At 36.4% G+C, this 16226-nt stretch carries 14 protein-coding genes; 4 read left to right on the top strand and 10 right to left on the bottom strand.

Annotated elements, in window-relative coordinates:
• Nucleotides 1-124: 124 nt before the first annotated feature.
• The gene (locus BMW38_RS03410; protein ID WP_213031091.1) at nucleotides 125-1996 is read right to left on the bottom strand and encodes a non-contractile tail sheath protein; all 1872 of its coding nucleotides are present in this window, start codon (nucleotides 1994-1996) and stop codon (nucleotides 125-127) included.
• 184 nt (nucleotides 1997-2180) lie between these two features.
• On the opposite strand from BMW38_RS03410, the gene BMW38_RS03405 reads away from it, so the two are divergent.
• Entirely contained in the window at nucleotides 2181-3338 is a 1158-nt protein-coding gene (locus BMW38_RS03405) for a catalase family protein (protein WP_092705820.1), read from the top strand.
• A gap of 59 nt (nucleotides 3339-3397) precedes the next feature.
• Here BMW38_RS03405 and BMW38_RS03400 read toward each other — a convergent pair whose 3' ends face one another.
• From BMW38_RS03400 to BMW38_RS03390, 3 genes are all read right to left on the bottom strand, one after another.
• On the bottom strand, nucleotides 3398-3706 hold the full coding sequence (locus BMW38_RS03400) for a hypothetical protein (protein ID WP_092705819.1): 309 nt from the start codon (nucleotides 3704-3706) through the stop codon (nucleotides 3398-3400).
• A gap of 349 nt (nucleotides 3707-4055) precedes the next feature.
• A complete protein-coding gene (locus BMW38_RS03395) occupies nucleotides 4056-4511 on the bottom strand; it encodes a hypothetical protein (RefSeq protein WP_092705818.1) in 456 nt (151 codons plus the stop codon).
• A 190-nt stretch (nucleotides 4512-4701) separates the two neighbouring features.
• On the bottom strand, nucleotides 4702-5136 hold the full coding sequence (locus tag BMW38_RS03390) for a GFA family protein (protein WP_092705817.1): 435 nt from the start codon (nucleotides 5134-5136) through the stop codon (nucleotides 4702-4704).
• 223 nt (nucleotides 5137-5359) lie between these two features.
• Here BMW38_RS03390 and BMW38_RS03385 point away from each other — a divergent pair, with 223 nt between their 5' ends.
• A complete protein-coding gene (locus tag BMW38_RS03385) occupies nucleotides 5360-6925 on the top strand; it encodes a phospholipase D family protein (protein WP_092705816.1) in 1566 nt (521 codons plus the stop codon).
• A gap of 17 nt (nucleotides 6926-6942) precedes the next feature.
• Here BMW38_RS03385 and BMW38_RS03380 read toward each other — a convergent pair whose 3' ends face one another.
• From BMW38_RS03380 to adeR, 3 genes are all read right to left on the bottom strand, one after another.
• A complete protein-coding gene (locus BMW38_RS03380) occupies nucleotides 6943-7530 on the bottom strand; it encodes a uracil-DNA glycosylase family protein (RefSeq protein ID WP_080027068.1) in 588 nt (195 codons plus the stop codon).
• Nucleotides 7531-7647: 117 nt separating this feature from the next.
• Nucleotides 7648-8715: a two-component sensor histidine kinase AdeS gene (adeS, locus tag BMW38_RS03375; RefSeq protein WP_092705815.1), complete on the bottom strand. Its 1068-nt coding sequence runs from the start codon at nucleotides 8713-8715 to the stop codon at nucleotides 7648-7650.
• Nucleotides 8705-9436 (bottom strand): efflux system response regulator transcription factor AdeR, encoded by a 732-nt coding sequence (adeR, locus tag BMW38_RS03370; RefSeq protein WP_092705814.1) that lies wholly within the window; start codon nucleotides 9434-9436, stop codon nucleotides 8705-8707. Before adeR ends, adeS begins: the two co-directional genes overlap by 11 nt.
• Nucleotides 9437-9579: 143 nt before the next feature.
• Between adeR and BMW38_RS03365 the strand changes: the two genes are divergently transcribed.
• Together BMW38_RS03365 and BMW38_RS03360 are read left to right on the top strand one after the other, a co-directional pair.
• Nucleotides 9580-10746: an efflux RND transporter periplasmic adaptor subunit gene (locus BMW38_RS03365; protein ID WP_092705813.1), complete on the top strand. Its 1167-nt coding sequence runs from the start codon at nucleotides 9580-9582 to the stop codon at nucleotides 10744-10746.
• Entirely contained in the window at nucleotides 10743-13850 is a 3108-nt protein-coding gene (locus BMW38_RS03360) for an efflux RND transporter permease subunit (RefSeq protein ID WP_092705812.1), read from the top strand. The genes BMW38_RS03365 and BMW38_RS03360 overlap by 4 nt, the downstream gene beginning before the upstream one ends.
• 83 nt (nucleotides 13851-13933) lie before the next feature.
• On the opposite strand, the gene BMW38_RS03355 is transcribed toward BMW38_RS03360, so the two are convergent.
• From BMW38_RS03355 to BMW38_RS03345, 3 genes are all read right to left on the bottom strand, one after another.
• Entirely contained in the window at nucleotides 13934-14170 is a 237-nt protein-coding gene (locus BMW38_RS03355; RefSeq protein WP_005040740.1) for a hypothetical protein, read from the bottom strand.
• A 242-nt stretch (nucleotides 14171-14412) separates the two neighbouring features.
• Nucleotides 14413-14589: a hypothetical protein gene (locus tag BMW38_RS03350; RefSeq protein ID WP_199990501.1), complete on the bottom strand. Its 177-nt coding sequence runs from the start codon at nucleotides 14587-14589 to the stop codon at nucleotides 14413-14415.
• Between the two features lie 577 nt (nucleotides 14590-15166).
• On the bottom strand, nucleotides 15167-16219 hold the full coding sequence (locus tag BMW38_RS03345; RefSeq protein WP_092705811.1) for a dipeptidase: 1053 nt from the start codon (nucleotides 16217-16219) through the stop codon (nucleotides 15167-15169).
• Between the last annotated feature and the right edge of the window lie 7 nt (nucleotides 16220-16226).

Raw genomic sequence — 16226 nt, 5'->3', positions numbered from 1 at the left:
ACAATCCATCACAGCATAGCCAGTCAGGTACGTCTAAGCAAGCCTATGTTTCAAAAAGAAGAAAACCTCTTACTTGAAGAGGTTTTCTATTAAATCACTTATCTTATAAACGGTTTATGTTTACTTATAGGTAAATATTTGGTGGATATGGTGTGTTATCACTAATTGGCGAATAAAGCGTATTTTCAACAAAGAAGCCATTTGGAGCTTGAGTGGTATCGATCGTAATCGAATCAAACATGACTTGTGGATATGCCCAGATAAATTGCTTCATTAACCCAAGAGAAACATTATTTTTCATGTCACCAAAAATTCGTTGCCAGATGGGTGTTCGATAAGGTTTAGTTTTATCAAAGCCATAAATATAGGCAATAGATGCATCAGGAACAAATCCTGATAAATAAATGACCTTATTTGCAGGATAGCCCAAACCTTGTATAGGTATTTGAGAAACTGCCTGATGTGCTAAGTCTAAGCGGGCTTCTAATAGCCAGTCATAAGCTTCTGTCATCATGTAATCAAAATTAGGATATGAATAGTGTGTGCTTGGATAGTTAATATAAGTGGCTAAAGTCTGAATTGGAGACTGAATAGAAGGAAAGAAAATAAGTGGGCTAACTTTGGCAGTTGAATATTTTGCTTTGATAACGGTACGAATGTTTTGACAGGTTTGTCCTAATTTATTTCTAAGCCATGTTTTAAACTCATCATAAGGAGTTCCTGTTTTATTCATGGCCTCATAAATTGTACCTAAATCTGGTGCATATAAACCTGTATCTGCATTAAAAGCCAATTTTGTTGGATAGTCATACACACATGGTAGATTCGTGTCAGTGTTGTACCACCACCAAGGTTCACCAATCTGCATGTTTACATCACATCCCCCGACAACCATTGCATCTGCAAACTCAATAAAGACTTTATGTAGATATGCCAAAGCATTTTGGTCACTTAAACTAAAAAAATAGCTCGGTGGTTGGTAGCCTGTTTTACCCAAATTACTATTCCAGTCACGCTGTGCCCAATACTCATTGGCCCCCAAGGAATACATTTCAAAGCTGACCCCAAAGATGGGCTGCATACTGGCGTTATGTAAAGCCTGAGCATATTTCTCATGCCATTTACGAGTACATGAGTTAACAACAGCCTCGCCCGTCACCAACGTATCTGGTATTTGCCATTTATTAATATCGCTTTTCCATTTCATTTCAGGATAATGCGACATTCCACAATAATGGTTAACCAAACCTTGATATCCCAAAGTGACCATATTGTTGACTAGGCGCTGTGGGTTTAAATCGTAATGGTCGTCATAGCTGGTACAGATACCATAATTGTGCTGAGGTACAACAACACGGCTCAAATTTAACTTCGCATTTGTTCCTATAACAACCGAGTTGGTTAGTCGAATATAACCATCTTGGGGCTGACTTAAAGGTGTAGCTGATTGGCCATTATATTGACTGGTAAAACCAGAAAATGAAATTCGCTGAATATTGGTGACAGGAAAGCTATCTGTCGCAGAAAAACCAGCTTTCACCGTATCCCAGTTAATATGAATATGCGCCGTGCGAGATGAAGGATTATTTGCGTAGTTAAACAAGACGACATATGCAATTTTATCTATGCCATTCTCATTATAGTACACCGTTAAAGTCGGTGTTAAACTCGCATTGTTAAGCACAGGCATAGAAGCCGACAATTCAATATCGAAGTCCCAAATTACCCCTGCATAGCTGTATTTGGTTTCATAAGCTAAAAATTTATGATCTTTAGAGTCATAAGAGTCCCACGTAATTCCTACCAAATCATTTGCCATGCGCGACCTAAAAGATGCTTCAAAACCATTTCCATAATTAGTAATGGCAAAAGACATCGTTTGCGGGCCGTCTATTCTCCAATAAATAGGGCTAAATCGATCAATAAGTGTATTTTGAGTGATTGGATGAGGTGATGAATTAGAATTATTTTGCACATTTTGTCGATTAGTTATCATGTCGTCATTCTCTTAATGTATTAAGAAGTTTTATATTAAATAATAATTCTTATTTTATTGTTCAGATAAGTAACAATGACGTTTAAATTATTTACAGTTAATATTTTTTATAAAGCTCAAAATAAACTTAAACAAGAATTTTTAATATTATCTTAAAATATTTTTTGCCCTAAGGAGATAATAGATGTCAAATTTTATGCAGCCTATACATTTTAGGGTGTTGTTTGTATTTACTCCTCTTGTGTTTGCACTAACAGGTTGTAGTGAAACTTTACATTCCCAAAGAACCATGCAAATAAAGACCTCTTCAGAAAGTATCGCTTATCCAGAAGTTGATACCGTTTTAGGGGAAAAGCTACAGCCTAATGAGGATGTGTTAGCCCAGAACATAGCTCAAGTCATTGAAAAGTCAATTCGTGAACAATATACGGCGGGAAATGCTTTACGTGATGCTCATCCTAAAGCACATGGGTGTGTTCGAGCTGAATTTCATGTCTCAAAAAATATACCTGCCCAGTTCGCTAAAGGCGTTTTTATACCAGACCAAAGTTATCAAGCATGGATTCGCTTTTCCAACGCTTCTAATGATGCCTCTAGTGCTGACATTGACAAGGATGCACGTGGCATAGCGATAAAACTTTTAGGTGTATCTGGAGAGAAAATTTTAGAAAGTGAAAAGCAAGCAACTACCCAAGATTTTATTATGATTAATCACCCTGTGTTTTTTGCGAATGATGCTAAACGATATCTGTCTTTTATAAATGATGTGAATAGCCATAATATGATTAGAAAATTTCATATTCCGTTTGCCTTAGGTTTTAAAGGAACAATGAATGCACTCGGAGCACGTAATTCAAAAATCGCTAACCCACTCTATGCGCGTTACTGGTCTATGGTTCCCTATCAGTTAGGGCTTGTTAATGATCGACAAGCGGTTAAATATTCAGTACGTGCTTGCTCAGTGACAGCAAATAATCTACCTAAAAATCCTAGTCATGATTTTTTAAGAGACGCTTTAAAGAATACTTTACAAAATACAGACGCCTGCATGGAGTTCCTTATTCAGCCCCGAACTTCAAGTCAAATGTTAGTAGAAGACTCGATGACAGAATGGGATGAGAAAGCAGCTCCTTTTTATCAAGTAGCGACTATTCATATTCCAAAGCAGAATTTTGATACGCCTGAGCAAAATAAGTTTTGTGAAAATCTGTCTTTTACGCCGTGGCATGCCTTACCTGCACATAAGCCACTAGGTGCAGTAAACCGAATGCGTAAAGTCATTTATGAAAATATAAGCAGGGTTCGACATGATATGAATTCCGCACCTAGACAAGAACCTTAAATACCTTATTCCTCTCGGTTTAATATTTAAGTCATCTTGTCTTACTAGGAGCAACTTTTTTACTTAATGACTTCTTTACTGGTGTCTATGGTGATTCGATCAATGAAATCTGCCAGCCATAAAATAAAGTCATCTTCATTTTTATGTTTTGGAATCAAGCTCATATCTACTCTAATGAGTAATTCAATTTGCACACTAACAATAGCACCTTCGAAGTTCACAAAGTTATATAAAAATTTTAATTCTGTACCAGTAATCGCTTTTTCAATTTCTATAATTAAATTATTTAAGTCTTTAAAGTAATTGCTTGAATGTTTATTTTTAATATTTTTATTGATTTTTTCTGCTAATAATAAGTATTTTGGCATTTTTATCTCCTTATTAATTATTTATAAAATATAAGTATAAGATTGTAGTTATAAAAATAAATTTCTAATTTTCATTAAGATTGTTGCTGTTTTTTTAATTTTAATTGATAAATTATGAATATCATAACTATTTATTGTTTTAATAAAGTGATCTGGTTTAAATTTTATTCCGATTAAATTGGTAGGCATTTTAGCAGCCAGCTAAAAACTTATATTTAAGAAGCTCTATATTTTAAAAATATTAAACATTTTAAAAGTCACTATTAAAAAACCGCCCCAGAAGGCGGTTGCTGAATTTACAGCGATATATAGAAGTGTAGTGGACGATCACTTCTATATTTTTTTAAACTTATTTTTCTTCTTTTATAATTTTAGTAAAGGCATCTGACTTGAAATAATTAATAATCATCTCTCCATCATCACCTGTAGATGAGGACACTTTAGGAGGTTCTTCATAGTTAAACTTAAAGTCTGGAGGGATAAATTGTGAGATCGGTGGAAGCTTGGCCTCTCCTCCTGTTGTAATTCTTTCAATAAAACCTGCGAGCCAAAGAATATATTCATCTTTATTTTTATGGTTGGGCATGAGGCTCACATCCAACTTAATCGCACAGTCTTCTAATGGCTTGGTTAAGCACTCATCAAAATCTATAAAATTATATTTAAGTTTAAACTTGGTTCCTTTAATTTCCTTACGAATTACACCAACCAAATGATTTAAGGTCTCTGCTGAGCTTTCTGAAAATAAATTTTTGTCCTCAATCTTTTTGTACACATTCTCAGCGATGATTAAATATTGTGGCATCTCTATTTTCTCCCTTTTATTGTTTAGCTACTCACTCAGCCTTTTAAGGAAGTATGATAGATATTATGTTTTCCAATGTAATTGTTGTGCTTCTAATTGTAATTAATGTTTTTTTGTGAAAAACGTAAGCATAACCATCCGTAAAAATTAAAGATAATGCAAACCAAGTCACTTTTTATAGAGGATTATTCTAATCAAAAAATATGTTTAGCTCATCTAAACTTGGAAGCTGATTATAAGATTCATCTGCCTCTATTGTGTTTGTCCAGTTTGACTTTGAAAACACGCAAAAATTAAGTTTTTTTAGCACAACAATGTCTTTATCTAATAAGCCTAATGGTATCCACATAAAATGTGTATTTCCAACTAGGTTGGGTACTGGCGATCCACATTTACTACAAAATGAAGATGTGAAACCTGTTTCCTTTTTATAAGTACGAATAAGTTCTAAACCTGATAACCATTTAAATTTGTCTTTGCCGACCAAAGTGGCCGCATTTGATCCCGTTCCCGATTGCTTTCGGCAGAGACTACAGTGGCAGTGATAGATAGTCTCTATCTCGTTGGTAATTGAAAATTTGACTTCATGACATAGACAAGAACCCACATGACTCATCTCGAGCATCCTTAAAAAATAATATTGAATATAGCATTAGGTTTAAAACGGTTAAATTTAACTTTATATTTTTAAAAGGCTATTTTTTCTTAGAAATACCTATAAAAATAAGGAATTGCTAGCGTTGAGGCTTGGCAGAATGCATTTATAAGGTTTAATATGAATTTTGACATATAAATTGAATATAAGAATGCTCTGATAGGTTTAACTTGGATGCAGATTAAATGCTTACATGATCAATCAGCTATATAAGCAGTACAGTACTATAGCTTCAAGTGCCTGGGGCTTTACTGATTTACCCTCTTATACAGATACATACGATCCTAATGAGAATGATACAGTGACGAATAGCTTTAATTGGTTGAATGATGAGCAAGCTACAGAAAAAACAGAACAAGGATTAACTGCTTTTGTGGCATTGGATGATGCCTTTATTAGCATAGCTTCTCGCATGTATCTGATTCGAAATGCAAAAGAAAAAATCGATTTACAATATTATATTTGGACCAATGATTTTGTTGGAAACTTAATGCTGCATGAGTTACTAACGGCGGCAGATCGTGGCGTAAAAATCCGCTTACTCATCGATGATCAAAATGGAGTAAAACTTGACGGAGTTCTCAGAAGCCTTCTCCACCATCCTAATTTTGAAATTCGATTATTTAATCCATATAAATTTAGATATTTAAGAATTTTAGACTATATTTTTCGGTTCAAAAAAGTAAACCATCGCATGCATAATAAATTAATTATTGCAGATGGAGCGATTGCTGTAACAGGTGGTCGAAATATCAGTAGTGAATATTTTGATGCAAGTAGTAAGTTTCAATTTACTGACCTAGATATTTTATTTTATGGACATACGGTACAGCATGCCCAGACTGTCTTTAATGATTTCTGGCAAAGCGAGCTAAGCCAAAATGCTACTGAGCTTATTGGAACTTGTGCTGTCCACCACTTACAATCGTTACGACAGCACTATCATGATCTAATTCATGAAAGTGAAAATCATACTCAAACCGAAGATAAGCTTTACGATGCTCAAAGCTATTTAAAAGAACTTTTAGAGCACTATCCCATTCAATGGTCAAAAGCGTATTTTGTTGCAGATTCACCTAAAAAAATCTTAGGAGTAGCCTCTAAAGAAGAGATGCTTTATGGGCAAGTCATGAGGATTATGGGTGAACCAAAGCAGCATATAGAATTAGCTTCTGCTTATTTTGTTCCTACACAACAGGGCGCGTATTATTTAAAACAGCTAAAGGTGCAAGGAGTTAAAGTCAGGGTTTTAACCAATTCTTTTGCTGCAAATGATGTGGCGATTGTGCATGCATTTTATAGTCAATATCGAGTTGAAATGCTTAAAAGCGGTGTAGAACTATTTGAGTTTAAGCCATTTTTAGAACGTAGACGTAGAACATGGTATGAGGTAGTGACGGGAAGTGTTATCCCCGCAAAAGGCAAAAATAAATCGAGTTTACATGCCAAGTTTTTTGACGTAGACGGTAAAGTATTTATTGGTTCATTTAATTTTGATCCACGCTCAACTTACTTAAATACTGAGGTTGGCCTTGTTATTGAATCGAGTCAATTACAAGCTCAAGTTTCGGTCATGCTTGATCAACATTTACCACAAGTTGCTTATCAGCTTAAGTTAAATAATGAAGGAAAGATCATTTGGTTAGATTATCAGTCGGATGGAAAAGTTATTGAATATGAAAAAGACCCAGATACGAGCCTTTTCCAACGCACAATGATTAAAGCCGTTTCATATTTACCCGTTGAATGGATGATGTAAGAGCGCTCTACCTCTGTTTATAATATGCCAATTTCTTTAAAGAATTTTTGATAAGCCTCTGCTTTTTTCTCTAGTGCTAATGGATAAGCTCTAGAGGAAGATGGTAAGCGGTATAAATTAATATCCCGCCCTGCAAAGCAAGTTGATGTCGATGTTCCTATAAGTGGTTTTTCAGTATGCTCTGGTAAAACAGAAATTAAAGTATCAGTCGCTTTATCGCCTGTGGTCATGATGGTCTGACATAGAGGAATTTGCTGAAGTAACACAGCAAGATCTGTTGGCGTTACTATTTCAAGAAATTTATCGGCAGCATTGCCCTTTAAGCGCTTAATTTGGTAAGCCGTGTCAAAGATTGCAATACCTGTTTCAATCAAGAAGTTTCGAATACGTTCTTCATTAAAATTTTTCTGGTTTTCACTTAAAAAGTAGGTTTTGTCTTGGAAAAAGATCAAACCGAAAATTCGCCACATGTCATTTTGGAAATTTGGATAGTAAAAATCCATCTTCCATTTATTACGCGGTGGTGGAAAACTACCTAACATTAATAAACGGGCATTTTCGGGTAAAAATGGTTCAAGTGGATGTGTTTCTATCTCAATTGTCATAAAAAATCAGTATTTACTTAAAAACTTTATAAATAAATTAACCTATTTTCGAGTTAATCACGAGTCAAGAAATGCAATTTCTCTTAATTAAAGCGTTAAAGGAGGCCACTAAAGCAATCATTCTTGAGGAATGCTTATTTTAAAAATACTATGTGAATGTTGATTGAGATAATCGACCTGACCTTTATGGGCAATAACAAGGGCTTGTACAACTGAAAGACCTAAGCCAGTACCGCCTAACTCTTTATTTCTTGATTGTTCTAATCTAAAGAAAGGATTAAATAAATCTTTGCGATGCTCCGCTGAAATGCCCGGCCCTTCATCTTCTATTTCAAGAATCCAGTTATATTGGTCTTGTCTTGTTGAAACAAGTAGCTTCCCCGGATTTGCATATCGGGTAGCATTATCAAGTAAAGCAATTAAAACTTGTTCTATACGCCTTTGATCACACTTAACTTCTGGTGCTTGAATGTCAAAAATGACTTCAAGCTGAGCTTTTTCTAATTTTTCTTGAAACATATGCACGACTTTGTGAGCAGTTTCATTAAAATGAATCGTTTCGAGATGAAGCCTGAGTTGTTGGTTTTCAAAAAGGCTTAATGTGCGTAAGTCTTCGACTAGATTTGACAGACCTTCAACTTGATTAAGCAAATTTTTAAACAAGATGGGATCGGCTTCAAAAACACCATCAATAATCCCCTGTAACCTGCCCTGCAAAATAGTGACTGGAGTTCGTAACTCATGTGCAATTGCAGCATTCCAGACATGGGCATTTTCAACTGAGGTTTCGAGCTTTTGAGCCATATCATTAAAATTGTCCATCAACTCTGCAATTTCAGAAGAATGATGCTTCGGTTTTTCTACTCGTGCGCTTAAATCCCCATGACTAATTTTTTTTGCTGCATCTGCTAATAGATTAATAGGCACAATAAAACGTTGAGCAAGCTTTATGCCTAAAATAATTGATAATGCTGTTCCAAACAGAAGCACGGCAAATAACCATATGCCATCCAAATAGTGGAAAAACTCATCACTTTCTTTGAGTTTTTCGAGAGAAATAAGACCCACTTCAATTGCAATATAATAGGTGCCGTAGCCTAAAATGAGCGAACTCAACGTAACACTTAGACTGGTAAAGCTCAGTGCAATAATAAGTTGTTTACTAATGCCCGTTTTATTTTTCATGAGGATTGTCCAGCCTATAACCTACACCACGAACATTAATGAGCATATTGCGTAAGCCCAGATCTTCTATTTTTTTACGTAGCTTACTGACGTGGCTATCGACTGTGCGTTCTAATGCATCTCGATCTGGTAAGCACTGATTCATCAGTTCAGAGCGGGTAAAAACTTTATGAGGATGAGGTAACATCAACAACAAAATTTTGTACTCAGTCAGAGTTAAATTAAGTGCTTGTTGTTTGGCATCCGAATAAATATAGGCTGTATGAATTTCTGTATTCACTTCAATATTTTTATAAATCAGATTTCGGTTAGGCGTTTGCTGATTTTGTTGAGTACGTCGTAGTACCGCTTGCACACGTGCGACCACTTCATTTGGGTTAAATGGTTTTACCACAAAGTCATCCGCACCAATTCGTAAAGCCATGACTTTATCAATTTCTTGATCTAAAGCGGTCAGCATAATGACAGGTGTAGCTGCTTTTTGCCGAATTTTATTGAGTACTTCCCACCCACTCAATTCGGGCATTTTTATATCGAGTATGACCAGATCAATGGGCTGCGTTGCATGTATTTCAATCGCCTGCTTACCATTCATGGCCCGTACAACACGCATGCCTTCGCGTTTAAGGTAGTGTTCGATAATGTCGCCAATATCATATTCATCTTCTACGACAAGAATAAGCTTATCCTGACAGTTGAACGTAAAGCTTGACTCGAACATATGAATAAAACGCGAGAAAAATTTGATTTATCATACGCGTATTTTTTGATAAATCTCCACACTTTTTCCACATATTCGTGATTTTCGTTACACACACATCAAAAATAATGTCAGCATCTAGAAGTCCATTAGGTGTTATAAAAGTGCAAAAGCATTTTTTAGTTCCATTCGTTTTATCTTTCAGTCTTGTGTTACATGGTTGTGGGACAGAACAAGCAAGTGATCAAACACAAGTACCTACGGCAAAAGTTACCGTTATTTCAGTTCAACCGCAGCCAATTAATTTTAGCGAAAACTTACCTGCACGCGTTCAAGCTTTCAGGACTGCTGAAATTCGCCCTCAAGTTGGTGGCATTATCGAAAAAGTTTTATTTGCTCAAGGTAGTGAAGTTAAAGTTGGACAACCGCTATATAAAATAAACTCAGAGACATTTGAGGCAGATGTAAATAGTAATCGAGCTGGGCTAAATAAAGCGGAAGCGGAAGTAAGTCGTTTAAAAATACAACTCGAACGCTATCAGCAACTCTTACCAAGTAACGCAATTAGTAAGCAAGAAGTGAGTAACGCCGAAGCACAATATCGACAAGCGATTGCAGATGTTGCCCAAATGAAAGCTTTGTTGGCTCGCCAAAATCTTAATTTACGGTATGCGACAGTACGAGCACCGATTTCAGGACGTATTGGTAAATCGTTTGTGACTGAAGGTGCATTAGTTAGCCAAGGTGATAGCAATACTATGGCTACAATTCAACAAATTGATCGTGTGTATGTCGATGTAAAACAGTCTATTGGTGAATATGAGCGTTTACAGGCAGCTTTACAAAGTGGAGAGCTGTCTGCCAACAATCAAAAAGATGTGCAGATTCTAAATAGTTTAGGACAACCCTATAACGTCTCGGCAAAAATGCTTTTTGAAGACATTAATGTTGATCCAGAGACTGGTGATGTCACCATTCGTATTGAAGTAAATAATTCTGAAAGAAAATTACTTCCGGGTATGTATGTCCGCGTCACTATTGAACGTGCTTCGGTTCCTCAGGCTTTACTCGTTCCAGAGCAAGCAATTCAGCGCAATATGAACGGTGACCCGCAAGTTTATGTCGTAAATGCCAAAGGTGGTGCAGACGTTCGCGCTGTAGAATTAGGGCAACAATATGAGCAATTTTATCTCATCAATAAAGGGCTCAAAGCAGGTGACAAAGTTGTTGTTGAAGGTATAGAACGTATTCAGCCAAACCAGAAGCTGGCGATTTCCGTATGGAACGCAGCTTCAGCAGAAAATACGGCGAAGCAAGGAGACACGAAATGATGTCTCAATTCTTTATTCGCCGTCCTATTTTTGCATGGGTCATTGCGATTTTTATTATTTTATTTGGTGTACTCAGTATTCCAAAGTTACCCATTGCCCGCTTTCCGAGTGTCGCACCACCTGAAGTCAACATTACAGCAAGTTATCCGGGCGCTACTCCCAAAACTATTAATGATAGCGTCATTACCCTCATTGAGCGCGAAATGTCAGGGGTAAAAAACCTACTCTACTATAGCGCCACAACCGATTCATCTGGTACTGCTGAAATTACCGCGACTTTTAAACCCGGTACCGATGTCGATATGGCTCAAGTTGATGTACAGAATAAAATTAAGGCGGTTGAAGCACGATTACCACAAGTCGTCCGCCAACAAGGTTTATCTGTAGAAGCATCATCATCGGGCTTTTTAATGCTTGTAGGCTTAAACTCACCTAATCACCGCTATTCAGAAGTGGATTTAAGTGATTATCTGGTACGCAATGTGGTTGAAGAGCTTAAACGTGTTGAAGGTGTTGGAAAAATTCAATCCTTCGGTGCTGAGAAAGCAATGCGGATTTGGGTAGATCCAAACAAGTTAGTCTCTTATGGACTCTCAATAAGCGATGTAAACAATGCGATTCGCAACAATAATATTGATATTGCACCAGGTCGGCTTGGTGATAGACCTTTAATTAACGGTCAACTAATTACCGTACCTTTGTCCGCTCAAGGACAGCTTGAAAATGTTGAGCAGTTCAAAAATATTAGTCTAAAGAGCAACATTAGTGGTGCCAATATTAAGTTGTCTGATGTAGCCGATGTAGAAATGGGTGCTCAGTCATATAACTTTGCCATTTTAGAAAATGGTAAACCTGCAACAGCTGCCGCGGTTCAGCTTAGCCCAGGTGCAAATGCGGTAAAAACAGCGGAAGGTGTCAAAGAGAAACTCGAAGAATTAAAAGTAAATTTACCCGAAGGTATGCAATTTAGTGTTCCATACGATACTGCTCCTTTTGTTAAGGTTTCGATAGAGAAAGTAGTTCATACATTAATTGAAGCCATGGTTTTGGTTTTTATTGTGATGTATCTATTTCTTCATAATGTTCGCTATACCTTAATTCCTGCGATTGTGGCTCCAATTGCCCTACTTGGTACCTTTACCATCATGCTTTTGACGGGTTACTCAATTAATGTGTTGACCATGTTCGGTATGGTGCTTGCGATCGGGATTATTGTCGATGATGCTATTGTCGTGGTCGAAAACGTCGAACGAATTATGGCAACCGAAGGTTTAGCGCCTAAAGAAGCAACTTCAAAGGCCATGACTGAGATTACCAGCCCGATTATTGGTATTACTTTGGTGTTGGCAGCAGTTTTTTTACCCATGGCTTTGGCGAGTGGTTCGGTCGGCATTATCTATCGCCAGTTTACTATTACCATGTCGGTTTCAATTTTATTCTCGGCATTTTTAGCGCTCACTCTAACACCTGCCCTTTGCGCAACCTTATTAAAACCAATTGATGCACATCATCAAAAGAAAGGATTTTATGCATGGTTTGATCGTAGCTTTGATAAAGTCACAAAAAAATATGAAGTTCTTCTACTTAAAGTCGTTAAACATACCATTCCGACTTTAATCATTTTTGTGGTGATTACGGGACTAACTTTTGCAGGAATGAAATATTGGCCAACTGCTTTTATGCCTGAAGAAGATCAGGGCTGGTTTTTGACTTCATTCCAGTTACCATCCGATGCAACAGCTGAACGAACTCAAAAAATCGTCAAAGAATTTGAAGACCATTTAAACGAGCGGTCAGATGTAAAAAGTAATATTTCAATTATGGGCTGGGGATTTAGTGGCGCTGGACAAAACGTAGCACTCGCTTTTACAACCTTAAAAGATTTTGGTGAACGTGATAAATCCACGACCGACTATACTAACTTCATTAATGCAGAAATGGCGAATAGTAAAGAAGGTACAACGATGTCTGTACTTCCTCCTGCCATTGATGAATTAGGTACATCTTCAGGCTTTAGCTTGCGCTTACAAGACAAAGCAAATTTAGGAATGCCTGCCTTAATTTCTGCACAAGAAAAACTTATGGAAATGGCTGCTCAAAACAAAAAGTTTTATATGGTTTATCCTGAAGGTTTGCCCGAAGGTGACAATATTAGCTTGAAAATAGACCGTGAGAAGTTAAGTGCTCTAGGTGTAAACTTTGCCTCCGTTTCAGATATTATTTCGACTTCAATGGGGTCAATGTATATCAACGATTTTCCGAACCAAGGACGAATGCAGCAAGTTATTGTTCAAGCCAATGCAAAATCACGAATGCACTTAAAAGATATTTTAGGTTTGAAGGTTGCGGGCGCAAACGGACAACTGGTTTCTCTATCCGAAGTGGTAACTCCTCAGTGGAACAAGTTGCCTCAGCAATATAATCGCTACAATGGCCGTCCTTCATTAAGTATTGCTGGTGTTCCTAACATGGGTGTATCTTCTGGCGATGCGATGCGAGAAATGGAAAACCTTATTGCCAAGCTTCCTCAAGGAATCGGTTATGAGTGGACAGGTATTTCTTTGCAAGAAAAACAGTCTGAATCTCAAATGGTATTTCTTATTGCTTTATCCATGTTAGTCGTGTTTTTAGTCTTAGCAGCACTTTATGAAAGTTGGTCAATTCCGTTATCAGTTATGCTGGTTGTTCCTTTAGGAATCTTTGGTGCAATTTTAGCCATTACTTTAAGAGAAATACCAAATGATATTTTCTTCAAAATTGGTCTGATTACCATTATTGGTCTATCTGCCAAAAATGCGATCTTAATTGTTGAGTTCGCAAAAATGCTCAAAGAAGAAGGAATGAGTTTAGTTGAAGCAGCCGTTGCAGCAGCGAAGTTACGCTTACGCCCAATTTTAATGACTTCCCTAGCCTTCACTTGTGGTGTGATTCCATTGGTGATTGCAAGTGGAGCAAGTTCAGAAACTCAACATGCGCTAGGTACAGGCGTATTTGGAGGGATGATATCTGCCACTATTCTGGCAATCTTTTTTGTCCCAGTATTCTTTATATTTGTGTTGGGAGCAGCAGAAAAATTCTTCTCTAAGAAGAAAATTAGCTCTTAGTTAAATGCATTGAGGCGAAACTAATCTGTGTTTCGCCTCAATAACTTAGAAATATGAAACTGTACTAGAGAAGTAAGAATCGATTAAGAGTTGAGGACTTTAAAGACCTTGCCTGTTCTTGGATGAGCAAAGGTATTATCTTGATCTAAATTAATGACTTTATCCGAAATCACAATTTTAGAAAGTGGCAACCAGTTTTGCTCTATTCCAGCTTCGACAAAGCTTTTCTCATCAATATTTTCATAAATTTGTTCAACCACAATTTCCATACCACACATACTTTTGGCATTTACTTCTTTTAAAATATGGCGCTTTGACATTCTAGTCTCCATTTTTATTATTCGTATCAAAAATAATAAAGACTCCTCTGATACAATATGTAAATTTTAATAATGAAAGTGTTTTTTTATTTTAATCATGCTTTTGCAATAATTAAATGAATAGTTGAGTGATTATTTAATTTAAATATTATCTTTAAGTTAATCTATTCAAAATAATTATTACTTTTTATTTTTAATAAAAATTAAAGGGTTCAGATAATGAACCCTTTTTTTATTTAAGTCTAAACTTTTACAGCGTTATCAAGCTGACCATCATCTTGATTTTTAGCAGTGTCTTTACTAATCACTGAGTCAGTATCGCTATCTGTGTTAAAACTCTTACTGTTTTTTTGCTTTTTCTTGTAGACACACATCCCAATCGCAATACCTGTTCCCAATACTATAATTGATTTTAACATTTTGCACCTCTTCGATTGACAGAGTAATTTTTGAAAAATCAACTTAAATTAATAGCACATAATTTGTTATTTAATGGCTTTCATTTGCTCCGCTTTTGTAAGGTATTTAATTTTTATGTTAATTGAATAGTGCAATAGTTAAAAAAATAAATTTTGATACAAAGTAAAAAGCCTATTCTGTTTTTGAATAGGCTTTTACTGTATTTCAGGATTAAGCAGTATTATGAATTGCTTTAAAACAATCTTATTATCTTTAAATATACTACAAATGTATTTAATGCTGAACTTTTAGTCAAGATAGGCTTGAAGGGTTTTATCAATAATTAGTAATTATTGTGATGGAAATCACGTTTATGTAATTTGGATAAGAAAAAACCCATTTCTACTTCTCATGAAGAAATGGGTAATGTGAAATCCACAAAAGACCTGAAATACTAAATGTTCTTACATTCAGTAAGGTTGAGTTTAGTGAATTTACCGAATGGTTGACAATTAAACCATTTGTATTTTTTTTAGTCATTTCAGCCAATCAAAAAATGTAAATTATTAGTTATGTTCAATATGTTTAGCTCTAAAACTATTCACCCAGAATCCGATAAAGCACGTTTATCCAATTCGTAAAACATAGTTTTTCAATGAGTTCGCTTGAGTAAGCTCGCTGTTGCATGCGATGAATAAGTTCATGTAAGCCCATAACATCTTCAAGTTCAGTACCAATGAGGGCGCCGTCAAAATCGGAACCAAAACCAACATGTTCTTCGCCAAGTCGATCTATCAAATAATCTAGATGGTCTAAAATTACATCGATGGATGTATTTGCATTACGTTGCCCATCCGACCGTAAAAAAGCAACATCGAAATTCACCCCGACGATACCTTTACTGTCTCGAATAGCTTTAAGTTGATGGTCAGTTAAATTGCGGGCTTGAGGACATAAAGCATGTGCATTAGAGTGTGTTGCTACGATTGGCTGTTGCAATAGATCTACAGTATCCCAAAAAGCCCGTTCATTCATATGAGAAACATCAACCACCATTTTTTTATCAGCACATCGCTTTATAAAGGCTTTGCCATCTTGTGTGAGGCCTGCTCCTGTGTCAGGCGAGTGAGGAAACTTAGCATTCAAACCATGTCCAAACCGACTGGGCCTATTCCAAAGTGGGCCGATACTCCGCAGACCTTTATCATAAAACACATCAAGTAAATCGGGGTTTTGTTGTAAAGCTTCTGCACCTTCCATATGCAGTACAATGCCCAGTTTCTGCGTGTTTACACAGCTCTGAATATCCTGAACTGATGTGCAAATTTGAATGTCCGTAGAACGCTGCGCGAGTTGGTGTGCTAAATCGAGTTGTTCTAAACAAATCTGTTCAATTTGCTGTTGGGTAAAATCAGAAGCATTTTGATCAAAAAGTTTATTGGGATGATGTTGTTGCACATAGCTAAATGGAGGTAAAAAAATGGCAAACATTCCACCAACAAAGCCTGCTTGCTGGCAGCGTTTTAAGTCAAGATGACCTGCTAAACGTTCGTGCAGAAAAGCATGTACAGGATCTGCATGATCACTTAGCCATAAACGCGTTAATGCATCATTATGTCCATCAAAAACTGGAATATGGCTAGGCTTCATGGGATTC

It is taken from the genome of Acinetobacter sp. yr461 (assembly GCF_900110445.1).
Classification (GTDB): Bacteria; Pseudomonadota; Gammaproteobacteria; order Pseudomonadales; family Moraxellaceae; genus Acinetobacter; species Acinetobacter calcoaceticus.
The sequence above is the reverse complement of the archived record's forward strand: the minus strand, read 5'-3'. Positions and strand labels throughout refer to the sequence as shown.